General features: G+C 71.3%; 22 protein-coding genes. 6 read left to right on the forward strand and 16 right to left on the reverse strand.

Translation table 11 applies throughout. The features are described 5' to 3' along the window. Nucleotides 1-17: 17 nt before the first annotated feature. Genes OE229_RS01850 through folE form a run of 3 tightly spaced genes read right to left on the reverse strand, consistent with a single transcriptional unit; the run spans nt 18 to nt 2,349 of the window. Nucleotides 18-764: a pyrimidine reductase family protein gene (locus OE229_RS01850; RefSeq protein ID WP_262139470.1), complete on the reverse strand. Its 747-nt coding sequence runs from the start codon at nt 762-764 to the stop codon at nt 18-20. Continuing rightward, a complete protein-coding gene (gene folP, locus OE229_RS01855; RefSeq protein ID WP_247737893.1) occupies nt 761-1,741 on the reverse strand; it encodes a dihydropteroate synthase in 981 nt (326 codons plus the stop codon). Before folP ends, OE229_RS01850 begins: the two co-directional genes overlap by 4 nt. After that, a complete protein-coding gene (folE, locus tag OE229_RS01860; protein ID WP_262140073.1) occupies nt 1,738-2,349 on the reverse strand; it encodes a GTP cyclohydrolase I in 612 nt (203 codons plus the stop codon). The genes folP and folE overlap by 4 nt, the downstream gene beginning before the upstream one ends. A gap of 157 nt (nt 2,350-2,506) precedes the next feature. On the opposite strand from folE, the gene OE229_RS01865 reads away from it, so the two are divergent. Next, nucleotides 2,507-3,982 (forward strand): NCS2 family permease, encoded by a 1,476-nt coding sequence (locus tag OE229_RS01865; protein ID WP_111023334.1) that lies wholly within the window; start codon nt 2,507-2,509, stop codon nt 3,980-3,982. 34 nt (nt 3,983-4,016) lie between these two features. On the opposite strand, the gene OE229_RS01870 is transcribed toward OE229_RS01865, so the two are convergent. Beyond that, entirely contained in the window at nt 4,017-4,472 is a 456-nt protein-coding gene (locus OE229_RS01870; protein ID WP_262139472.1) for a hypothetical protein, read from the reverse strand. Between the two features lie 133 nt (nt 4,473-4,605). Between OE229_RS01870 and OE229_RS01875 the strand changes: the two genes are divergently transcribed. Genes OE229_RS01875 through OE229_RS01885 form a run of 3 tightly spaced genes read left to right on the forward strand, consistent with a single transcriptional unit; the run spans nt 4,606 to nt 5,803 of the window. After that, complete coding sequence (locus OE229_RS01875; protein ID WP_182064407.1) at nt 4,606-4,869, forward strand: hypothetical protein; 264 nt, start codon at nt 4,606-4,608, stop codon at nt 4,867-4,869. Between the two features lie 26 nt (nt 4,870-4,895). Then, nucleotides 4,896-5,411 carry a DUF1697 domain-containing protein gene (locus tag OE229_RS01880; RefSeq protein ID WP_259578860.1) on the forward strand — a complete coding sequence of 172 codons (516 nt, stop codon included), beginning with the start codon at nt 4,896-4,898 and terminating at the stop codon, nt 5,409-5,411. After that, nucleotides 5,408-5,803, forward strand: coding sequence for a VOC family protein (locus OE229_RS01885; protein WP_182064409.1), 396 nt, complete (start codon nt 5,408-5,410; stop codon nt 5,801-5,803). The genes OE229_RS01880 and OE229_RS01885 overlap by 4 nt, the downstream gene beginning before the upstream one ends. 19 nt (nt 5,804-5,822) lie before the next feature. Here OE229_RS01885 and budC read toward each other — a convergent pair whose 3' ends face one another. The 3 genes from budC to OE229_RS01900 all read right to left on the reverse strand — a co-directional run bounded on the left by budC (nt 5,823) and on the right by OE229_RS01900 (nt 10,118). Further along, on the reverse strand, nt 5,823-6,590 hold the full coding sequence (gene budC, locus OE229_RS01890) for a meso-2,3-butanediol dehydrogenase (RefSeq protein WP_209134913.1): 768 nt from the start codon (nt 6,588-6,590) through the stop codon (nt 5,823-5,825). A 179-nt stretch (nt 6,591-6,769) separates the two neighbouring features. Continuing rightward, entirely contained in the window at nt 6,770-9,280 is a 2,511-nt protein-coding gene (locus OE229_RS01895; RefSeq protein WP_263344957.1) for a glycoside hydrolase family 65 protein, read from the reverse strand. 73 nt (nt 9,281-9,353) lie between these two features. After that, nucleotides 9,354-10,118 carry an HAD family hydrolase gene (locus OE229_RS01900; protein WP_262139474.1) on the reverse strand — a complete coding sequence of 255 codons (765 nt, stop codon included), beginning with the start codon at nt 10,116-10,118 and terminating at the stop codon, nt 9,354-9,356. Nucleotides 10,119-10,275: 157 nt separating this feature from the next. Here OE229_RS01900 and OE229_RS01905 point away from each other — a divergent pair, with 157 nt between their 5' ends. After that, nucleotides 10,276-11,631, forward strand: coding sequence for an APC family permease (locus OE229_RS01905; RefSeq protein ID WP_263344958.1), 1,356 nt, complete (start codon nt 10,276-10,278; stop codon nt 11,629-11,631). 71 nt (nt 11,632-11,702) lie between these two features. Here OE229_RS01905 and OE229_RS01910 read toward each other — a convergent pair whose 3' ends face one another. From OE229_RS01910 to hxlB, 3 genes are all read right to left on the reverse strand, one after another. Further along, nucleotides 11,703-12,425 carry an alpha/beta hydrolase gene (locus OE229_RS01910; protein WP_262139478.1) on the reverse strand — a complete coding sequence of 241 codons (723 nt, stop codon included), beginning with the start codon at nt 12,423-12,425 and terminating at the stop codon, nt 11,703-11,705. A 123-nt stretch (nt 12,426-12,548) separates the two neighbouring features. Then, nucleotides 12,549-13,172, reverse strand: a complete 624-nt coding sequence (gene hxlA, locus OE229_RS01915; RefSeq protein WP_027466791.1) for a 3-hexulose-6-phosphate synthase — start codon at nt 13,170-13,172, stop codon at nt 12,549-12,551. 11 nt (nt 13,173-13,183) lie between these two features. Continuing rightward, nucleotides 13,184-13,747 (reverse strand): 6-phospho-3-hexuloisomerase, encoded by a 564-nt coding sequence (gene hxlB / locus OE229_RS01920; RefSeq protein WP_262139480.1) that lies wholly within the window; start codon nt 13,745-13,747, stop codon nt 13,184-13,186. Nucleotides 13,748-13,857: 110 nt separating this feature from the next. Here hxlB and OE229_RS01925 point away from each other — a divergent pair, with 110 nt between their 5' ends. Then, entirely contained in the window at nt 13,858-14,703 is an 846-nt protein-coding gene (locus OE229_RS01925) for a helix-turn-helix transcriptional regulator (RefSeq protein ID WP_262139482.1), read from the forward strand. Here the strand turns inward: OE229_RS01925 and OE229_RS01930 are convergent. The 6 genes from OE229_RS01930 to OE229_RS01955 form a co-directional block, all read right to left on the reverse strand. Then, nucleotides 14,687-15,385, reverse strand: a complete 699-nt coding sequence (locus OE229_RS01930; RefSeq protein WP_209134900.1) for a response regulator — start codon at nt 15,383-15,385, stop codon at nt 14,687-14,689. The genes OE229_RS01925 and OE229_RS01930 overlap by 17 nt on opposite strands. After that, entirely contained in the window at nt 15,382-17,874 is a 2,493-nt protein-coding gene (locus tag OE229_RS01935) for an ATP-binding protein (protein WP_262139484.1), read from the reverse strand. The genes OE229_RS01930 and OE229_RS01935 overlap by 4 nt, the downstream gene beginning before the upstream one ends. Nucleotides 17,875-17,995: 121 nt before the next feature. Then, the gene (gene kdpC / locus OE229_RS01940) at nt 17,996-18,598 is read right to left on the reverse strand and encodes a potassium-transporting ATPase subunit KdpC (RefSeq protein WP_262139486.1); all 603 of its coding nucleotides are present in this window, start codon (nt 18,596-18,598) and stop codon (nt 17,996-17,998) included. A gap of 2 nt (nt 18,599-18,600) precedes the next feature. Then, complete coding sequence (kdpB, locus tag OE229_RS01945) at nt 18,601-20,697, reverse strand: potassium-transporting ATPase subunit KdpB (protein WP_209134898.1); 2,097 nt, start codon at nt 20,695-20,697, stop codon at nt 18,601-18,603. Further along, on the reverse strand, nt 20,694-22,376 hold the full coding sequence (gene kdpA / locus OE229_RS01950; RefSeq protein ID WP_259578846.1) for a potassium-transporting ATPase subunit KdpA: 1,683 nt from the start codon (nt 22,374-22,376) through the stop codon (nt 20,694-20,696). The genes kdpB and kdpA overlap by 4 nt, the downstream gene beginning before the upstream one ends. Further along, nucleotides 22,376-22,465: a potassium-transporting ATPase subunit F gene (locus OE229_RS01955; RefSeq protein ID WP_017887940.1), complete on the reverse strand. Its 90-nt coding sequence runs from the start codon at nt 22,463-22,465 to the stop codon at nt 22,376-22,378. The genes kdpA and OE229_RS01955 overlap by 1 nt, the downstream gene beginning before the upstream one ends. Between the last annotated feature and the right edge of the window lie 33 nt (nt 22,466-22,498).

The raw sequence follows: 22,498 nt of genomic DNA on the forward strand, positions 1-22,498 counted from the left end.
ACCCTAGCCCACGGGGGTCAGCGCGCCCGGACGGACCGGGTGAGCAGCACGCCGCCGGCGCCGAGCAGCACGTGCGCCGGTCGCATCCGCCGGAGTTCCGGCGACGACCCGCGGGCGATGCGCGGCCCCTCCCCGCCCTCGAGCGACGGATCGATCGTCAGGGTCAGCTCGTCGACGGCGTCCGCGGCGATGAGCGCCCCGAGGAACGACGGCCCGCCCTCGCAGTGGATCGTCCCGAGGCCACGGTCGGCCAACACGCCTCGGATCCGCCCGGCGTCCACCGAGTCCGGGTCGTCCGCGCTGCACGGCACGACGTCGGCGACCTCGGCGAGCGCCAGGGCCTTGGACGACGCAGCCGCCGTCGCCGACGTCAGGACGACGGGGCGCACCGGCGCCGCGGTGAAGACCCGAGACCCCGGGTCGAGCGACAGCGATCCCGTGACGATCGCGAACACGGGGTGGTCCGGCATGCCGTGGGCACGCCGCCAGGCGACGTCGGTGTCGTGCAGGACCATCGGCCCGTAGCCCTCGTCGCGGACGGTGCCGGCGGCGACGAGCACGACGTCGGCCACCCGCCGGAGCAGGTCGAAGACGCGCAGGTCGTCGGCGCCACCGAGCGACCCGGACACCCCGGCAGCCGACGCGGAGCCGTCGAGCGTCGCGACGAAGTTCACGCGGAGCCAGGGGCCCCCGGCGTCGGCGGTGTAGAGCTCGAGCAGGTCGTCGTCGGACAGGTCCGCGATCGACGGGGGCAGGACGTTCACGTGTTGTGCCTCGATTCCACGGGGGTGCGCCATCCGAGCGTGGCCTCGACCATCCGCATCGCGTCGACGCTCTCTGCGACGTCGTGCATCCGGACGATCCGGGCGCCGAGCATCGCGCTCACGGTCGCGACGGCGAGCGATCCGGAGAGCCGTTCACCGCGGGGGCGTCCGAGCGACTCCCCCACGAAGTCCTTGTTCGACACCGCGGCGAGCACCGGGTAGCCGAGCGCGACGACCTCGGGCAGCCGACGGGTGAGCTCGAGCGTGTGCACGGTGTTCTTGTGCAGGTCGTGGCCCGGGTCGACGATGATCCGCGACTCGGGGATGCCCGCGGCGAGCGCCCGGTCGACCCGTTCGCGCAGGAACGCGACGACCTCGCCCGCGATGTCGCCGTACTGCGGCGGTGCCGGCAGGGGCCGCCGCGGTTCGGCGAGCGAGTGCGTGATGACGACGGTGGCCTCCGAGTCGGCGACCACGGCGGCCATCCGCGGGTCGGACAGGCCGGTGGTGTCGTTGACGACGGTCGCCCCGGCCGCGATCGCCGCTGCAGCGACCTCCGGGCGGAAGGTGTCGACGCTGATGACGACGTCGGACTGCTGGGCGAGCTGCTCGACGACGGGCACGACCCGGTCGATCTCGTCGGACGCGGGCAGCTCCGGACCGGGTGCGAACTTCACGCCGCCGATGTCGACCCAGTCGGCGCCCTGTTCGGCTGCACGCACCGAGGCGGCGACGGCCCGGTCGAGCTCGAAGGTGGCGCCGCGGTCGTGGAACGAGTCGGGCGTGCGGTTCACGATCGCCATCACGGCGATGCGGTGGTCGAAGTCGATGGTGCGGCGGCCGAACGTCCGGACCGGGTGGCGCAGATCCGGCACGACCCAGCCGGGTCCGGCCGCGTCGGTCCGTGGGCCCACGACGCCGGTCCCGGCGCGACGCGCCAGCGGCGTGCCGGCCGTGCCGTCGGGGAGGCCCGTCATGCGTCCGCCCCGGCACTCGCGTCGTGCCCGGCGTCGGTCCCACGCCCCGCGCCGATGAGCGCGATCGCCTCGGCCCGCCCCGCGGCGTCGGCCAGCGAACCGGTCGCCGCCACCGTCACCGTCGTCGAACCGGTCTGGCGCTCCCCACGCGTCGTGACGCACTGGTGCTGCGCGTCGAGGACCACCAGGACGCCCTGGGCGCCGAGTCCCTCGGCGATGGTCGCGGCGACCTGTTCGCCGAGCCGCTCCTGCAGTTGCGGGCGGGAGGCCACCGCGTCGAGCACCCGCGCCAGCGTGCCGAGCCCGATGAGCCGGTCGCCCGGCGCGTACGCCAGGTGCGCCACACCGAGGAACGGCAGCAGGTGGTGCTCACAGACGGAGCGGAACTTCACGTCGCGCACGATCACGAGCCGACCGCGCTCGCCGTCCTCGGCGTGCACGGTGCCGTCCCGGGCGATGGCGACCGCGTCGGTGCCGATCCCGGAGAAGAACTCGGCGTACGAGTCGGCGACGCGAGCGGGGGTGCGGGTGAGTTCCAGGCGGTCGGGATCCTCGCCGATGGCGAGCAGCAGCTCGCGGACGGCGGCCTCCACACGGGCGCGGTCCATGGGTGACGTCACCCGCTTATCCAACACCAGCCCTGGCCGGAGAACGCGGGCAGACGCCCAGCGCGAGGGGCGCGATCCGCGCAGAACGGGCCTCCTGGCTGTCGCAACCTGTGAGACCGGTGTGACACGCCCGAAACCCAGCATCCTTTAAACTCTCGTGGTGAGCGCCCCGCAGACCGACACCACGCCCCGGAACCGCTTCGCGACCGGCCTCGACCGATTCTTCTCCATCACGCAACGCGGATCGTCGATCCCCCGCGAGGTCCGCGGTGGCCTCGTCTCGTTCGTGACGATGGCGTACATCGTCATCCTGAACCCCCTCATCCTCGGCGGGTTCAGCGCCGACCAGGCCGCCAAGGACGTCAGTGGCGGATGGCTCGAGAACGCTCAGGTGGCCGCGGCGACCGGACTCGTCGCCGGCGTCATGACCATCGCGATGGGCATCATCGCGAACCTGCCGTTCGGCATCGCCGCGGGGCTCGGGATCAACTCGTTCCTCGCCGTCAGCGTCGTGCACCAGGTCACCTGGGCCGAGGCGATGGGCCTGGTCGTCATCAACGGCGTGATCATCGTGATCCTCGCGTTGACCGGCATCCGGACGATGATCTTCACCGCTGTCCCGGCCCAGCTGAAGGCCGCGATCACCGTCGGCATCGGCCTGTTCATCGCGTTCATCGGGCTCGTCGACTCCGGCTTCGTGCGGTCCTCCGGGCTCGCGTCGCCGCCGCTGCAGCTCGGTGAGGACGGCTCCGTCGGCGCCCTGCCGACCATCGTGTTCCTGATCGGCCTGATCATCATCGGCACGCTCATGGCCCGCCGGGTCAAGGGCGCGCTGCTCATCGGCATCGTCGCGACCACGATCATCGCGATCATCCTGCAGGCGATCTTCCAGGTGCCGACTTCGGTGGACTCGAAGACCGGCTGGAACCTCAACGCCCCCGGCCTGCCGAGCGCACTGTTCGCCGTGCCGGACCTGTCGCTCGTCGGCCACGCCGACGTCTTCGGCGCCTTCACCCGCATCGGCCCGCTCGCCGCGTCGATGCTCGTCTTCACCCTCGTCTTCACGAACTTCTTCGACGCCATGGGCACCATGACCGGTCTGGCCAAGGCCGCCGGCGTCGCGAAGCCGGACGGCACGTTCCCCCGTCTGAAGTCGGCGCTCGTCGTCGAGGGCGTCGGCGCGATCGCCGGTGGTGGCGCGTCGGTGTCGTCGAACACCGTCTTCATCGACTCGGCCTCCGGCATCGGCGAGGGTGCCCGCACGGGCATGGCGTCCGTCGTCACCGGCCTGCTGTTCCTGGCGTCGATGTTCCTCACGCCGCTCACCCAGGTCGTGCCGCTCGAGGTCGCCGCCGCCGGGCTCGTCGTCGTCGGTGCGCTCATGGTCGCGCAGGTGGCGGACATCTCGTGGACGGACTTCGGCTCGGCCCTGCCGGCGTTCCTGACGATCGTCGTCATGCCGCTGACCTACTCGATCGCGAACGGCATCGGCGCCGGCTTCATCAGCTGGGTGCTCATCAAGCTGCTGTCCGGCCGCGGTCGTGAGGTCTCGTGGCTGCTCTACGTGGTCGCCGCGGGCTTCCTGCTGTACTTCGCGCGGGGGCCGCTGGAGGCGCTGCTCGGCGTCGGCTGAGGCTTTCGTCCGGGCGTTGCCTGGAGGCCCGTGGTCAGTCCGGCAGGTCGCTCGGCGTGGCCTCGTGGTGGCGCTGGTCCTGGGTGCGACGGTCTTCCTTCATGCCCGCCTCGAACAGGTGGCGGCGGCCCTGCACGAGCTCGTCGCGCGCGGTGCGCTCGAGCTCCTTGGCGAGGGCGTAGTAGCCGTCGTCGTAGTCCTCGACGATCTGGAACGTCCAGCGGCCGGCGATGACGTTGCGGCCCACGAGTTCGGTGTCGATGCGCTCGGCGAGCTCGGTGTGCCCCGCCTTCCGCAGCTGCTCGACCGCCTCGCCGAGGTTCAGGTCAGCGGTGCCGGTCAGCCGGTGGAACCCGTAGAGCAGGCCGCGGGCGTGCTCGATGACCTCGACCGCGGCGGACAGGCTGCCGAGCGCCTCGACCGTGGCCTCGGACACCCCCTCGGGAACCTGGTGCTGCGCGTCGGGGCCCTGTGCGTCGTCGTTCGTCATGGGTCCCGTCTACACGACGGCGGCTGCGCTGTTCGAGGGGTTCGTCCACGACCCGCCGGGGTCGATCGGCGGTGGTTGCGACGTCCGAGGTCGACACCTACCATTCGAACACACGTTCGAACGAGGAGACCCGATGATGATCACCGACACGGCCGCCACGGTGTGGTGGGCCGAGGGCACGCCGACGCGGCTGGTGTGGGCTGGGCGGCGCTGGCGGGTGAGCGACACCCCCACCCGGCTGACCGTGACGCGCGCCGAGCTGCCCACAGCGATCACCCACGCGCCTGAGCGCACCGTGGGCTGGCGGTTCCAGGCGACCAGCGACGACGGTGAGGCCCTGGTGGTCGACATCGTGCCGCAGGGCTCCGGCTGGGGCGTGGCCCGGACGTGGACGTGACGGGCCCGAGCCGCTACCGTCCGGACATGGACAGGTGGGTGGCTCTGCTGCGCGGGGTCAACGTGAACGGCATCACGATCCGGAGTGCCGAGCTCGCAGAGCTCTTCCGGGGACTCGGGTTCGACGACGTCCGCACCGTGCTCGCCTCGGGCAACGTCGTGTTCTCCGCCGACGTGCCCGCCGAGCCGCTGAAGACGTCGATCGAGCAGGGGCTGCGCGACCGGTTCGGGTACGACGCCTGGATCGTGCTCGTCCGGCACGACGCCCTCGCGGCCGTGGTCGACGGTTTCCCCTTCGAGCGTGCCGACGCACGGCACGACTACGTGGTGTTCGGGTCCGACGACGGTGCGCTCGACGCGTTGGTCGCGGACCTCGAACTCGACGACTCGGTCGAGCAGGTCTCCCGCGGGAACGGGGTCGTCTACTGGTCGTGTCCGAAGGGGTCGAGCACCGACACCGTGTTCGCCAAGCGGGCCGGCGCCGCACGCTTCAAGCGCACGACGACGACCCGCAACACGAACACCCTGCGGAAGCTCCTGTGACGCTCGGCACGCTGCACCACGTCGAGCTCCGCACCGCCGACCTCGACACCGCCGACGGCGCCTGGGGCTGGCTGCTCGGCGAACTCGGCTACGAGCCGTTCCAGCGCTGGGAGCACGGCCGGAGCTGGCGGCTCGGCACGTCGTACATCGTCCTCGAATCAGCCCCGCTCCGCGGCGACCACGACCGCCGCCAGCCGGGACTCAGCCACCTGGCGTTCCACGCTGGCGACGCCGAGGCGGTGGAGCGGCTCTGGGTCGAGGCTCCCGATCACGGCTGGACGCACCTGTACGAGGACCGGCACCCGTTCGCCGGTGGCCCGGACCACCACGCCGCCTTCCTCGAGGACGCCGAGCGGTTCAAGGTCGAGCTCGTGGCCAGCGGACAGCACTGACGGCGATGCCGGGGTCGTGTCAGGCCTGCGGCGGCTGCCCGTTGCTGGCCATGGTGCCGCCGTCCACCGGCAGGACCGCGCCCGTGATGAACGAGGCCGCGTCGCTGGCCAGGAACAGCACGGCCTCGGCGACCTCCTCGGAACGCCCGCCCCGACCGAGGGCGATCCGCTCCTCGAACTTCGACTGCAGCGACTCGTCCTCCGCCTGATCCTGGGTCAGGTCGGTCCAGATCAGCCCCGGAGCGACGGCGTTCACGCGCACCCCGAACTGCCCGTTGTCGAGCGCCGCGGCCTTGGTGAAGTTCGTCACGCCACCCTTCGCCGCGTTGTAGGGGCTCATCCGCCAGTCGGCGTCCTCACCGGAGACCGACGAGGTGTTCACGATCGAGCCCTTGGTCTCGCGGAGGAACGGCAGGGCCGCCCGGGTGCCGTAGAACACCCCGGACAGGTCGGTCTCGATGACGCGGCGCCACTCGGCCGTGCTGATGTCGGTGATGTCCCCGGAGCTGAAGGTCCCGGCGTTGTTCACCAGGACGTCGAGCCGATCGAAGCGGTCGATCGCCGCCGAGACGACGGTCTCCCAGTCCTCCGGGCTCGCCACGTCGGCGTGCAGGGCGACCACTCGGTCCGTCGGCAGGGAGTCACCCACCGTGCGGACCTTCTCCTCGACGCTGTCGGTCAGCACGACCGACGCGCCCTCGTCGATGAACGCCCGGACCGTCGCCTCGCCGATGCCGGAACCCGCGCCCGTCACGATCGCGACCTTGCCCTCGAACCGGTTGCCCATGATGTCTCCTCTCGTTGCACGAACCGTGCCCGGGAGACGCCATCGGCCCGAGGGGCACGGCAGACCACGGTGCCCCGGTGCGGCTGGACGCGCTCGGAGGTGCCGGCAGCGGCCCGGGATGCACGTCGCCCCGGTACCGCGAGGCGGAACCGGGGCGACGTGCAGCGCAGGGACTGGCGTCAGCCGGTCGAGTCGTCGAGGTCGAAGTCGCGCTCGAGGGAGATCGTCGGGATCGACGCGGTGATCACCGAACCGTCCGCACGCAGCGTGCCCTGGATGTCGCTCGTGGTCGGGGCGTGCCCGGACATGCGCGGCCCGTGGTGCGGCAGCGGCACCACGGTGGGCTCTCCCGCCTCGATGTCCCACTGCTGGTTGTGCACCCAGACCGTGAAGCCCGACCCGGTCTCGACCGTGAGCGTCATGGTCTCCTGCTCCAGGTCGACCCGGACGCGCGAACCGCTGACCGTCAGCCGGTAGGACAGACGATCCCAGTGCTTCGGCAGCCGCGGGTTGAAGGTCATGCGTCCACCGTGGTCGCGCATGCCACCGAAGCCGTTGACGAGCGCGCCCCAGATGCCTCCGGTCGACGCGATGTGCACGCCGTCCGAGGTGTTGCCGTGCAGGTCCGCCAGGTCGACGTAGAGCGCGGTCTGGAAGTACTGGTCCGCGAGGTCGTGGTACCCGACCTCGGCCGCCATGATCGACTGCACGACCGCGGACAGGGTCGAGTCACCGGTGGTGAGCGCGTCGTAGTAGTCGAAGTCGCGACGCTTCTCCGCCGCCGTGAACTCGTGCCCCTGCAGGAAGAGCGCGAGCACGACGTCGGCCTGCTTGAGCACCTGGAACCGGTAGATCACCAGCGGGTGGTAATGGAGCAGCAGCGGGCGCTTGGACTCGGGGGTGTTCTCGAGGTCCCAGAGTTCCTTGTCGAGGAACTGGGCGTCCTGCGGGTGGATGCCGCGGTGCGGGTCGAACGGGATCTCCATCGACTCGGCGGCGTGCTCCCACTCGACGAGCTCGTCCGGCCGCAGACCGGTCCGGCGCACCATGCGGTCGTACTCTTCGGCGTCGTCCGCGGCGAGCTCGCGGCAGGCGTTGACGGCGAACCACAGGTTCGCCCGGGCCATCACGTTCGTGTAGAGGTTGTCGTCGACGACGGTCGTGTACTCGTCCGGTCCGGTCACACCGTCGATGTGGAACTTCTTGTCGCCGTTGGACCGCCAGAACCCGAGATCGGCCCACAGCCGGGCCGTCTCGACGAGCACGTCGATGGCCCCGCGCTTCAGGAACTCGCGGTCGCCCGAGGCCCGCACGTACTGCATGAGCGCGTGCGCGATGTCGGCGTCGATGTGGTACTGCGCGGTGCCGGCGGCGTAGTACGCGCTGGACTCCTCGCCGTTGATCGTCCGCCACGGGAACAGTGCGCCGCGCTGGTTCAGCTCGCGGGCTCGAGCACGTGCCGCGTCGAGCATGTTGTAGCGGAAGCGCAAGGCGTTCCGGGCGACGATCGGCGCCGTGTAGGACAGGAACGGCAGGACGTAGATCTCCATGTCCCAGAAGTAGTGGCCGCCGTACCCGGAGCCGGTGACGCCCTTCGCGGCGATGCCGTGGCCGTCGGTGCGGGCGGTGGCCTGGGCGAGCTGGAAGAGGTTCCAGCGGACGGCCTGCTGGATCGCGGGCTGGCCGGCGATCTCGACGTCGCTGCGAGCCCAGTAGTCGTCGAGCCAGTCGCGCTGCTTGGCGAAGGTCTCGTCGACGTTCTCGGCGTGCGCCCGGTCGAGCGTGCGGTCGCACCGGTCGGCGAGCTCGCGCACGGGGACCCCGCGGGAGGTGTGGTAGACCACGTGCTTCACGAGCCGGATGGGCTGACCGGCACGGGCCTGCACCCGGTAGACGTGCTTCGCCAGGTCGTCCTCGATCGACGACGACTCGTCCCAGCTGTTCTCGGTCTCGATGTGGTGCTCGACGCCGACGCAGATCGTCATGCCTGAGCTGGACGCCTGGTACCCCAGGACCGAGCGACCGCCGGTGCTGCGCTTGAGCTTCGGCAGGAGCACCCGTTCGGTGAACGACTCGGCCTTGCGGGGGTCGAAGGCGTTCGCCGCGGCCCGCATGCCGGCGTGGTACTCGTCCTGCACGTCCTGGCGGTTGAGGATCTGGCTGGACAGCAGGATCGAGGCGTCCGCGTCGAGCACGGTGACCTCGTAGTCGATGACGGCCAGGTGCCGGTCGGTGAACGACACGAGTCGGCGCGATCGGATGAGCACCCGCTTGCCCGACGGCGTCGACCACTCGGTCTCGCGGAACAGGTACCCGCCCCGGAACTCCAGGCGGCGCGTGTGCCGGAGGATGTCGGCCTCGGCCAGGACGAGCGGCTCGTCGTCGACGTACAGGCGGATGACCTTGGCGTCGGGCGCGTTGATGATCGTCTGCCCGGTCTTCGCGAAGCCGAAGGCGTCTTCCGCGTGCCGGATCGGCCAGGTCTCGTGGAACCCGTTGACGTACGTGCCGTACTGCACGCCGCCACGGCCTTCGTCGAGGTTGCCGCGCAGGCCGAGGTACCCGTTGCCGACGGCAAAGTTCGTCTCGGCGACGCCCTGCTCGTCGGGGGTGTACTCCGTCTCGACGAGGGCCCACTCATCGATCGGGTAACGGACGCGGTCGAGGGGGTCCGAGGTGATGGGGTTCATGCTGCTCCGTGGGAAGGGAGGGAGATGGGTACGTCGGTACGGCCGGCAGGCAGGGAGCGTCCGGCCGGGTGGCCTACGTCGTACTGGTCGGTGCGGGCAGCTCGTCGATGAGTTCGGCGAGGTCGGACACCACGACGTCGGCACCGTGCTCGCGCAGGGCGTCCGCCCCGGCGCCGCGGTCGACACCGACGACGAGACCGAACGAGCCGTTGCGGCCGGCTTCGACCCCGCTCGTGGCGTCCTCGACCACGACGCACTCGGCGGCGGTGAGCCCGAACCGGGTCGCCGCGTCGAGGTAGGTGTCGGGCGCGGGCTTGCCGGTCAGGCCGTCCTGGCGGGCGACGAGCCCGTCGACGACCACCGGGAACCGGTCGAGGATGCCTGCCGTCCGGAGCACCGAGGTGGCGTTCGCCGAGCTCGAGACGACCGCGACGGACAGGCCGGCGGCGATCGCGGCCGTCAGGAACCGGAGCGACCCCGGGTAGGGCTCGACGCCGTGCTCGGCGAGCTCGGCGGTGAACTCCGCGTTCTTCCGGTTGCCGAGCCCGCACACCGTGTCGGTGTCGGGCGCGTCGTCCGGGGTGCCCTGCGGCAGGTCGATGCCGCGCGACTCGAGCAGCGAACGCACACCGTCGTACCGGGGCTTGCCGTCGATGTAGGTGAAGTAGTCCTGCTCGGTGTACGGCGCGACCCCGTGTGCGGCCAGGTACGGCGTGAACAGCCGACTCCAGGCGCGCATGTGGACGTCGGCGGTCGGGGTGAGCACGCCGTCGAGGTCGAACAGGAGCGCGCGCTGGTCACTGAGTCGCGCGGGCGTGCGCTGGTCCTGCGTCGTCATCTGCGGTCCTCCGGGGACTGGTGGTGGACGAATGGCTCCCGACGAGTCTAGGACCGCTCCAGTCCCGGTGTTCGGACGCGCCGCACCCGGTCGGGAGACCGGCTGTGAACACTCGGAGACGCGCACCGGCACGCTGACCCGGACGGAAGGCACCACCATGACCAGCGACACCACGGCCGCACCCCACGACGGCACGCAGTCGAAGCTCCGCCAGGCGATCACCGGGCCACTGCTGTTCCTCTTCATCCTCGGCAACGTGCTCGGCGCCGGCATCTACGCTCTGATGGGGACGCTGGCGAAGGACGTCGGCGGCGCGCTCTGGGCACCGCTGGTGCTCGCGCTCCTGCTGGCCCTGCTCACCGCGGGCTCCTACGCCGAACTCGTGACGAAGTACCCGAAGGCCGGCGGCGCCGCGGTCTTCGCCGAACGCGCCTACAAGGCGCCGATCGTCTCGTTCCTGGTCGGGTTCAGCATGCTCGCCGCCGGCGTCACGAGCGCCGCGGGCCTGTCGCTCGCCTTCGCCGGCGACTACCTCGGCACCTTCGTCGACCTGCCGCCGGTGCCCACCGCGATCGTCTTCCTCGCCCTGATCGCCTGCCTGAACGCCCGTGGCATCTCCGACTCACTGAAGAGCAACGTCGTGATGACGATCATCGAGGTCTCCGGTCTCGTCATCGTGATCGTCGTCGTGGCCGTGATGCTCGGCGGTGGCGGCGGCGACGTGTCCCGGATCGGCGCGTTCCCGGCCGAGGCGAACCCGGCACTGGCGACCCTGAGCGCCGCGATCGTCGCCTACTACTCGTTCGTCGGCTTCGAGACGTCCGCCAACATCGCGGAAGAGGTCCGCGACCCCCGCCGCGTCTACCCGAAGGCCCTGTTCGGCGCCCTCGCCACCGCCGGCGTCGTCTACGTCCTCGTCGCCCTCGCCAGCGCGATCGCCCTGCCCGCTTCGGAGCTGTCCGAGTCCAGCGGCCCGCTGCTCGCGGTCGTCTCCGCCACCGGCGTCCCGATCCCCGACTGGGTCTTCAGCCTCATCGCCCTGGTCGCCGTCGCGAACGGCGCGCTGCTCACGATGATCATGTCGAGCCGAGTGACCTACGGCATGGCCGAGCAGCGGCTCCTGCCTGCCCTGCTCGCGAAGGTCCTGCCGAACCGCAAGACCCCGTGGACCGCCATCGTCGCCACCACGGTCGTCGCGATGCTCCTGACCCTGGTGGGTGACGTGGGCGTTCTGGCCGAGACTGTCGTCCTCCTGCTGCTCTTCGTGTTCATCAGCACGAACGTCGCCGTCCTGGTGCTCCGTCGCGACCACGTCGAGCACGACCACTTCAGAGTCTGGACGTTCGTCCCGGTGCTCGGGGTGCTGTCGTGCATCCTGCTGCTGACGCAGCAGAGCGGTCAGGTCTGGCTCTACGCCGCGGTCCTGCTCGCCGTCGGCGTGGTCCTGTACTTCGTCGCCCGGTTCACCGGGCACCGTTCCGGACGCGACCACGAGGCGGGCGTGATCCACTGACGTCACGCACCACGGGCCTCCAGGCAGACCGTCTGGAGGCCCGTGGTGCGTCCGCCGGTCCGCCCGCGTGGTCAGCGCAGGTCGCGCACCCAGGCCTCGATGGCGTCCGAGATCTGCTGGCGGGCATCAGCACGGCTGATGGTCGCCGTGCGGTCGCCCGGCTGGTCGCCGTAGGCACCGAAGTCGGCGTGGTTCGAACCCTGGATCTCGGTCATGGTGGCGGTCGACGGCAGCTCGTCCCGCGCGGCGTCGACCTTGGCCGGTGTGGACAGGCCGTCACGCGAACCGGAGATGCTCAGCACGTCGATGTACGAGCGGCTGATGTCGTCCGCGCAGTAGCTGCCGAGCAGCAGCAGGCCGTCGGCGTCCAGGGCGAGCTGGCACGCGCGGACCCCGCCGAGGGAGTGTCCGCCCACCGCCCAGTGCGCGACCTCGGGCGCGTGCGCCTGGAACGTCGACAGCGGTCGGGTGTCGAAGAACGCGAGGTTCAGCGTCGGCTTCGTGATGACGACGGTCGTGCCGTTGGCGACCACCTGACGGAACGTGGTCATGTAGGCGTACGGATCGACCTTCGCGCCGGGGATGAAGACGATCCCGACCCCGTCGGCCTGGCCGGTCGGGGTCATCACCACCGAGTCTCCGGCGTCGCGGACGGCGATCCGGTCGTCGCGCCAGACCTGCAGGGCGGCGCTGCGGGTGCCCTGCATCACGATGTGGGCCCAGACGAGGAACACCACCGCGAGCAGCACGACGACCGCGACGATCCAGGTGGTCCAGCGCAGTGCTCGGTTCATGTGGCCACCGTACGGCGCATCCGGACGGCGGCGTTCGCTTCGTGAGCAGGAATGGTCGGGTGCGACGTGCACACCCGACCATTCCTGCTCACGATGTCGCCCGGGAAGGGCGACCGTGACGCGCTACTTGATCGCGGCGCGGATCTCGGCGGCTGCTGCGCCGACGTCCGACGCGCTGTAGATCGCACTGCCGGCGACGGCGATGCGGGCACCGGCCTCCTGCACCGAGGCGACCGAGGACGCGTTCACGCCGCCAGCGATCGAGAACGGGACGCCCGACTCCTTGCCGGCGTCGAGCAGGGTCGAGAACGTGAAGCCCTCTTCCGCCTGCTCGTCGAGCCCGGCGTGGACCTCGACGAACTCGGCGCCGAGTGCGACGACCTCGCGGGCACGGGCGGCCTTGTCGGAGACGCCGATCAGGTCGACGACGATGCCCTTGCCGTGCTTCTTCGCGGCCTTGACGGCACCGACGATCGTCGAGTCGCCGGCGACACCGAGGACGGTGACCAGGTCGGCACCGGCCGAGAAGGCGATGTCGGCCTCGAGCTCACCGGCGTCCATCGTCTTGAGGTCGGCGAACACGATCTTGTCCGGGTGTGCCTCCTTGATCGCGGTGACGGCGGACAGACCGGCGCTCTTGATCAGGGGCGTGCCGAGCTCGAGGACGTCGACGTGCGGCGCGGCCGCGGCGGCGAGCTCGAGGGCGGCTTCGGTGGTCAGGGTGTCCATGGCGAACTGGAGCTGCATGGGTGTGCCTTTCATTCGAGGTTGGCGTGGCGGGGCCAGAGGTCGTCGGCGGACTGCCCGCCTCGGGTCCACAGGGCGTGGAACACGGCGTCGCCCACCAGGGCGACCGCCTGTTCGAAGAGGCCACCGGCGTACTGGGCCGAGGCGGTGCCGGAGCGGTCGGTCTTCGTCGCGGCGGGCAGGACGATCGTGACGTCCGCCAGCTCGGCGAGCGGGGAGTCGTCGGTGGTCGAGAGCGCCACGACGGATGCGCCGACCTCGTGCGCGGTCCGCGCGGCCTGCACGATGCCGGTGGTCGTGCCCGAGCCGCTCGCGACGAGGAGCAGGTCACCCTGGCGGATGGCCGGGGTGGTGACCTCGCCGACGACGTGTGCGTCGAGCCCGAGGTGCATGAGGCGCATCGCGGTCATGCGGAGGGCGAGGCCGGATCGACCGGCCCCGTGGACGAACACCCGGTCGGCGCCCTCGATCAGGTCGAGTGCGCGCTGGGCCGGGGCGTCGTCGAGGCGGGCTGCCAGGTCGCCGACCTCGCGGACGACCAGGTCGAGCGCTGCGGAGACGGTGGTTGCTGCCATGCCCTCGATCTTTCCGTCGCGCGCCGCTACCCGCCGCTACCCGCCCCGGCAGGGGCCCCATCCCATCGGGTGGGCCCATCCGCTCGGGTGGGACGGGTACGGTCACCTCCATGGACGCATCGGTCGACAGCCTGGAGGCGCGGGGCGGCTCCGTCATCCGGCTCGCGGCCGCCGAGCACGCACGCACGGTCGCCGAGCAGGCGGACCGGCACGCGCTCACCCTCGAGTCCGTCCTCGCCGTGCTCCGGTCGTCGCGGGTCACCGACGCGGCCGCCCGGGCCGAGGCCGTCGAGATCGCCTCGGCCGCCCTGGTCGACCTGCGCACCGTCACGGACCAGCAGCGGAGCACCCTGCTCGAACCCGTGACCGGCGCGTTCTCGCGGTTGCGCGCCGACCTGCGACCGCTCGTTCGGTTCGGGGACCTCGACGTGCAGTTCGTCGAGCCGCCGGCCACCGGCCGTGCGCTCCCGGGTGACGTCGCCCACGCGGCCCGGGCCATCGTCCGGACCGCGGTGCTCGCCCTGGTCGACGACGGTGCGGCGAAGCGGGTGCGCATCCAGTGGGACTGCGACGGCCGGAACCTGCTCATGCAGCTCCGCGACGACGGCTCCGGCACGCTCGACGTGCACGACGACGCGATGCGGCCGATCGCGGAGCGGGTCGTCACGCTCGACGGGCGGGTGCAGGTCGCGAGCACGCCCGGTTGGGGGTCCGTGCTCGACATCTCACTGCCGCTCGACCCGCGGCCGACCGAGGTGGACGCGGTCGACGACGGCGACCTGACGCCGCGGGAGCGCGACGTGCTGCGGCTCGTGGCGACCGGCGTCGGCAACCGGGAGATCGCCGATGGACTCGGCATCAGCGTCAACACCGTGAAGTACCACGTCGCGAACCTGCTGCGGAAGCACGGCGCCCGGACCCGGGCGGAGCTCGCGGCGTTCAGTTCCCGGGCGTGACGCCGCCGGGAGCGAAGCGGTACCCCATGCCGGACTCCGTCACCAGGTAGCGGGGGTGCGCGGGGTCCGGCTCGAGCTTCCGCCGCAGCTGCGCCATGTACAGCCGCAGGTACCCGGAGTCGTTGCCGTGCGTCGGCCCCCAGACCTCGGTCAACAGCATCTCGCGGGTCATCAGGCGGTCCGGGTTCGTGACCAGGACCTCGAGCAGGCGCCACTCGGTGGGCGTCAGGCGGATCGCGGGACCCTCCGCCGGGGTGACCTGCTTCGCGACGAGGTCCACGAGCAGCGGTCCGATCGCGATCGTCGGGGTCTCCTCCGACGCCACCACCCGCCGCCGCCCGAGCGCCCGCAGCCGGGCGAGCAGCTCGTCCATCTGGAACGGCTTCGTCACGTAGTCGTCGGCTCCGGCGTCGAGCGCGTCGACCTTGTCGGACGAGTCGGTCCGCCCGGAGAGCACGAGGACGGGCACCTGCGACCAGGCCCTGACGCCCTCGAGCACACCGATGCCGTCGAGCCGGGGCATGCCGAGGTCGAGCAGCACCAGGTCGGGGCGCTCGGTGATGACGGCGTCGATCGCCTCGCGCCCGTCCCGAGCCGTGACGACGTCGTACCCGCGCGCCGAGAGCGTCACCGAGAGCGCGCGGACGAGCTGCGCGTCGTCGTCAGCGATCAGGACCTTCATCGGATCTCCACTCCCACGTGCCCGGCGATCGGCAGCCGCACCACGACGGTGAGCCCACCGCCCGGGGTGTCGTCGACCTCGATCGTGCCGCCCATGCCCTCGGTGAAGCCGCGCGCGAGCGCAAGGCCGAGCCCGAGGCCGGTCTCGTTGTCGGTGTCGCCGAGTCGCTGGAACGGCTGGAACACCTCGTCACGGCGGTCCTCGGGGATGCCGGGGCCGTGGTCGGCGACGCGGAGCTCCACCCCGCCGGCGAACGCGCTCGCGGCGACCCGGACGTGGGTGCCGTCCGGCGCGTACCGGGCGGCGTTCGCGAGCAGGTTCACCACGACGCGCTGCAGCAGGACCGGGTCGGCGAGCACCGGCGGCAGGTCCGCGGGCAGGTCGAGGTCGACGTCGTCGGGGCCGAGCTCCAGCTCGTCGAGTGCAGGGGCGACCACCGTCTCGAGCGCGATCGCAGCCGGGGTGACCGCGAGGACACCGGCCTGGACCCGACTGACGTCCAGCAGGTCCGCCAACAGCACCGCCAGCTGACCGAGGCTCTCGTCGGCGGTCGCGAGCAGCGCCTCCCGGTCGGCCCGTGACAGGTCGATGTCGGGCGCACGCAGCGTCTGCACGGCGGCGGAGGCCGCTGCGATGGGTCGGCGCACGTCGTGGCCGACGGCCGCGAGCAGCGCACTCCGGACCCGGTCGGCGGCGGCGATGCGCTCGGCGCCGACGGCGGTGCGTGTCAGCTCGCGGTGCTCGACGGCGGCGTCGAGCTGCTGCTCGACGACCCGCAGCAGCCGGCGCTGGGTCGGGTCGTCGGGCGCGCCGGCGAACTCGAGCACGGCGCCGGACGCCAGCGTCGTCGACGCGTCCGGCGTCGCGCCGAACTCGCCGGAGGTCGCCGGCACCTCGTCGCCCTGGCGGATCCGGACGCCGGCGAAGCCGAAGGCCTCACGGGTGCGGTCGAGCAGCGCCTGCAGGGCGTCGTCGCCGCGGAGCACGCTGCCGGCGATGCCCATCAGGAGCCCGGACTCGGCAGAGGCCCGACGGGCGGCACGTGATCGGCGAGCGGACCGGTCGACCACGAAACTGACCAGCACCGCACTGATCACGTACATGACCAGGGCGAACAGGTGCCACGGCTGCTGGACGGTGACCATGTAGAGGGGTTGCACGAAGAAGTAGTCGAGACTCAGCCCGGACAGCACGGCCGTGAACACCGCCGGCCACATCCCACCCACCAGCGCCACGACCAGGACGAGTAGCTGGTACGCCAGCACGTCCACCGTGATGGCGTCCGGGTCGCTGCCGATCGACAGTACCCAGGTGAGCAGCGGCCCGACCAGGACGGACAGGACGAACGCGGCGACCACCCGGCCGCGTGACAGGCTGCCGCCGAGCTTGGGCAGGGTGATCCCGCCGCCGGCGCGCTCGTGCGTGACGACGTGGACGTCGATGTCGCCGGACTCGCGGATCACGGTGTTGCCGATCCCCGGACCGGTCATGGCGGCCGCGAGCCGGCTGCGGCGGCTGACCCCGATCACGATCTGGGTGGCGTCGATCGACCGCGCGAACCGCACCAGCGTGCTCGGTACGTCGTCGCCGACGACCTGGTGGTAGGTGCCACCGAGCTGCTCGAGCAGGGTCCGCTGCTTGCCGAGCGCGCCGGGGTGCCGCTCGCGTAGGCCGTCGTTCGTCGTGACGTGCACGGCGGCGAGCTCGCCGCCGGCGCTGCGGGCGGCGATCCGGGCGCCGCGGCGCAGCAGGGTCTCGCCCTCGGGGCCTCCGGTCAAGGCGACGAGCACGCGCTCCCGGGTCTCCCACCGGTGCTCGATGCCGTGCTCGGCGCGGTAGGCCTTGAGCGCGTCGTCGACCTCGTCGGCGAGCCAGAGCAGGGCGATCTCGCGCAGCGCGGTGAGGTTGCCGAGGCGGAAGTAGTTCGACAGCGCCGCGTCGATCCGGGCCGCCGGGTACACGAGGCCGTCGGACAACCGCTCCCGCAGGGCCGCCGGGGCGAGGTCGACGACCTCGATCTGGTCCGCCGCGCGCACCACGGCGTCGGGGACGGTCTCGCGCTGCACGGTGCCGGTGATCTCGCGCACGACGTCGCCGAGGGACTGCATGTGCTGCACGTTGACGGTGCTCACCACCGAGATCCCGGCGGCGAGGAGCGCCTCGACGTCCTGCCAGCGCTTGTCGTGGCGACCACCGGGGGCGTTCGTGTGCGCGAGCTCGTCGACGAGTGCGATCTCGGGGGCCCGGGCGAGGACGGCGTCGAGGTCGAGGTCGTCGAGCTCCACCCCGCGGTGGGAGACGGTGCGGCGGGGTACGACCTCGAGCCCGTCGACCAGGGCTGCGGTGGCGGCGCGCTCGTGCGTCTCGACGACGGCCACGACCACGTCGCGACCCTCGTCGAGCAGGCGACGCCCCTCTTCGAGCATCGTGTAGGTCTTGCCGACACCGGGCGCCGCACCGAGCAGGACCCGCAGCTTCCCGCGCTTCACGTGCTCATCCTCTCGCGTCGGTCGGCCGGTCTCCGCAAAACACCGGTGTTCACCTGTCGCGCCGCGGATTGCGGGTGTTCGACGCGCGAGCACCGGTGTCTTGCGGAGGGGTCACCCACGCTCAGGACGCCTTCGCCAGCGCCAGGTTGAGCGCGAGCACGTTCACGACCGGCTCGCCGAGGAACCCGAGCTGCCGCGATTCGGTGTTCGCGGCCACGAGCGCCCGCACCGTGTCCTCCGAGACGCCCCGCGCCGCAGCCACTCGAGCCACCTGCTGGGCCGCGTAGGCGGGGCTGATGTCCGGGTCGAGGCCCGAACCGGACGCGGTCACGGCGTCGGCGGGCACCTGCGCGGCGGGGACCCCGTCGGCCTTCGCCAGCGCCGCACGGCGCTCCTCGACGGCCTTGAGCAGGTCGGGGTTGTTCGGCCCGAGGTTCGAGCCGGAGGACGCACCGGCGTCGTAACCGTCCTCGCCGGCGGCGGACGGCCGCGACTGGAACCAGCGGTCGGCCTGCTCGCCCGTGAACGACTGCCCGATCAACGAGGAACCGACGACCGTGCCGGACGAGTCCGTGACCATCGAGCCGTTGGCCTGGTCGTGGAACGCCGCCTGTCCGACGCCCCAGACGGCGAGCGGGTAGCCGACGCCCAGGACGACGGTGGCGACGAGGGTGAGGCGGATGGCCACACCGGCGGAACGGAAGGTGGAACGTGCAGATGCCATGACTAGAACCCCGGGATGAGACCGACGACGAGGTCGATCAGTTTGATGCCGATGAAGGGGACGACCACGCCGCCCAGCCCGTAGACGAGCAGGTTGCGGCCGAGGATCGACGATGCTGCGGCCGCGCGGTACTTGACGCCACGCAGGGACAGCGGGATGAGCGCCACGATGACGAGCGCGTTGAAGATGACCGCCGACAGGATCGCGGACGACGGGCTGTGCAGCCCCATGATGTTGAGCGCCGCGAGCCCCGGGAACGCCGCCTGGAACATCGCCGGGATGATGGCGAAGTACTTCGCGACGTCGTTCGCGATGGAGAAGGTGGTCAGGGCACCGCGGGTGATGAGCAGCTGCTTGCCGATGCGGACGACGTCGATGAGCTTGGTCGGGTCGGAGTCGAGGTCGACCATGTTGCCCGCCTCCTTCGCCGCCGTCGTGCCGGTGTTCATCGCGACGCCGACGTCAGCCTGGGCCAGGGCCGGGGCGTCGTTGGTGCCGTCACCGGTCATGGCGACGAGGTTGCCGCCCTCCTGCTCGCGCTTGATGTACGCGAGCTTGTCCTCCGGCGTGGCCTCGGCGAGGAAGTCGTCGACGCCGGCCTCGGCGGCGATGGCCTTCGCGGTGCGGGGGTTGTCGCCGGTGATCATCACGGTGCGGATGCCCATCGACCGGAGTTCGGCGAAGCGCGAGGCCATGCCGTCCTTGACGACGTCCTTCAGGTGCACGACACCGAGCAGCGTGACCACACCGTCCGCGGAGCGGCGGCCGACCACGAGCGGGGTCCCGCCCTGGTCGGAGACCTCGGCGACGGTCGCGTCGATCGCAGCCGTCACACCGGCTTCGGGGGTTCCGGCCCAGGCGAGCACTGCAGCAGCAGCACCCTTCCGGATCTGCGACCCGTCCGGCAGGTCGAGACCGGACATGCGCGTCTGCGCCGTGAACGGCACCTCGACGGCCCCGTCCGGCAGGATCGGCGTCACCCCGGCGTCCGCAGCGAGCGACACGATCGAGCGTCCTTCCGGTGTGCTGTCGGCAGCACTCGACAGCGCGGCGGCCTCCATGAGCGAGGCCTCCGACACCCCCGGCACCGGCACCACGCGGGATGCCCGACGGTTGCCGTAGGTGATCGTGCCGGTCTTGTCGAGCAGCAGCGTCGTGATGTCACCGGCGGCCTCGACCGCGCGGCCCGACATCGCCAGCACGTTGTGCTGCACGAGCCGGTCCATGCCGGCGATGCCGATCGCGGAGAGCAGGGCTCCGATGGTGGTCGGGATGAGGCAGACGAGCAGGGCGATGAGCACCGGCACGCTGACCGTCGCACCGACGAGTCCCGCGATGGGCTGCATCGTCAGGCAGACGATCACGAAGACGATCGACAACGAGGCGAGCAGGATGTTCAGCGCGATCTCGTTCGGCGTCTTCTGCCGTGCCGCGCCCTCGACCAGGCGGATCATCCGGTCGATGAAGGTCTCACCCGGCGTCGAGGTGATGCGCACCACGATCCGGTCCGACAGCACCCGGGTGCCGCCGGTGACGGCACTGCGGTCACCGCCGGACTCGCGGATGACCGGTGCGGACTCGCCCGTGACGGCCGACTCGTCGACCGAGGCGATGCCGTCGATGACGTCGCCGTCGCCCGGGATGACCTCGCCGGCGACGACCACGACGACGTCGCCCTTGGCCAGGTCGACGGACGCGACCTCCTCGGTCTCGTTCGCGGTCGCAGCCGCGTCGGCCTGCGTGTAGCCGAGCACCCGTCGGGCGCTCGTGGTCGAGCGGGTCTTCCGCAGCGTGTCGGCCTGGGCCTTGCCCCGGCCCTCGGCCACCGACTCCGCCAGGTTGGCGAAGACGACGGTCAGCCAGAGCCACACGGCGATGGCGATGGTGAACGCGGACGGCTCGACGACGGCGGCTGCCGTCGTCAGCGCCGCGCCGACCTCGACGATGAACATGACGGGGTTCCGCCACATGAGTCGCGGATCGAGTTTCCGCAGGGCGCCCGGGAGGCCCGCCACCAGTTGGCGGGGCCCGAACGCGGACGAGCGGGTGGCCGGCTCCGGGGCGGTGGTCGCCTCGTGCTCGGAGGTCACGGTGGTCATGACAGTCCTTCTGCGAGCGGACCCAGTGCGAGCACCGGGAAGTAGGTGAGTGCGGTGACGATGACGGCGACGCCGCCGAGCAGCCCGATGAACAGCGGGCGGTGGGTGGGCAGCGTGCCCGCGGTCTCCGGCACGCGGTCCTGGGCGGCGAGCGACCCGGCGAGCGCCAGGACGAACACCATCGGCACGAAGCGGCCGAGCAGCATCACGACGCCGAGCGAGGAGTTCATCCAGGTCGTGTTCGCGGTGAGCCCGCCGAAGGCCGAGCCGTTGTTGTTCGCACCCGAGGTGAAGGCGTAGAGCAACTCGGAGAGTCCGTGGTTGCCGGGGTTGTAGATCGACGTGCCGAGCACCTGTTCGCGGACGCCGGGGATCACGAGCGAGAGCCCGGTGGCGACGAGCACGAGCGTCGGCGTGACGAGGATGTACAGCGCCGCGAAGGTCATCTCCTTCGCGCGGATCTTCTTGCCGAGGTACTCGGGCGTGCGACCGACGAGTAGACCGCCGATGAACACCGTGATGACGGCGAGCACGAGCATGCCGTACAGGCCGGACCCGACGCCGCCCGGCGTGACCTCGCCGAGCATCATGTTCAGCATCGCCATCATCCCGCCGATGGGCGTGAAGCTGTCGAACATGCCGTTCACCGCACCGGTCGAGGTCGCGGTCGACGTCGTGCCGAACAGGGTGGTGCCGAGGATCCCGAACCGGGTCTCCTTGCCCTCCATCGCCGCGCCGGCCGCGTGCGTCGCCACCCCGGCGCCGCCGAGCTCGGCGATCGACATCACCGACAGGGACACGAGGAAGATCGCGCCCATCACGGCGAGGATCGCGTAGCCCTGGCGGTCGTCACCGACCATGCGGCCGAAGGTGCGCGGCAGCGAGAACGGGATGACGAGCATCAGGAAGATCTCGACGAGGTTCGTCCACGCCTGCGGGTTCTCGAACGGGTGCGCCGAGTTCGCGTTGAAGTAGCCGCCACCGTTCGTGCCGAGTTCCTTGATCGCCTCCTGCGACGCGACGAACCCGTCGGGGATGTGCTGCGTGCCACCGACCAGCGTGGTGACGTCGGTGCCGCTCCCCCACGACTGGACGACCCCACCGGCGACGAGCACGATCGCGAAGACGAAGGCACCGGGCAGGAGCAGCCGGCCGAGGCCGCGGACGATGTCCACCCACACGTTGCCGAGCGTGCCGGACCCGCGGCGGGCGAACCCGCGCACCAGGGCGACGGCGACCGCCAGGCCGACGGCCGCGGACAGGAAGTTCTGCACCGCCAGGCCGGCCATCTGCACGGTGTACCCGACCGTCACCTCGGGCGAGTACGACTGCCAGTTCGTGTTCGCGACGAACGACGCCGCGGTGTTGAACGCGAGTGACGGGCCGACGTTCGGCAGCCCGAGGTCACCGGGCAGGACGACCTGGATGCGCTGCAGCAGGTAGACGAGCAGGAGTCCGACGACGCTGAAGAGCAGGACGCCCCGCAGGTAGACGGGCCACGACTGCTCGGCGTCGGGGTCGACCCCGATCAGCCGGTAGACCCCGCGCTCGATGCGGTTGTGCCGGACGGGTGTGAAGACCTTCGCCATCCAGTCACCGAGCGGACGGTACGCGACGACGAGCAGCAGGACGAGCGTGGCGACCTGGGCGATGCCCGCCCAGACGTCCGCGGCGCCCACTAGAAGCGCTCCGGACGCACGAGCGCCCAGACGAGGTACACGACTGCGGCGATGCCGAGGACGGCGGCCGCGATGGTGATGCCGATCACAGCCGTTCCACCCCCTTGGCGATCAGTGCCACC

It is taken from the genome of Curtobacterium poinsettiae (genome assembly GCF_025677645.1).
GTDB lineage: Bacteria > Actinomycetota > Actinomycetes > Actinomycetales > Microbacteriaceae > Curtobacterium > Curtobacterium poinsettiae_A.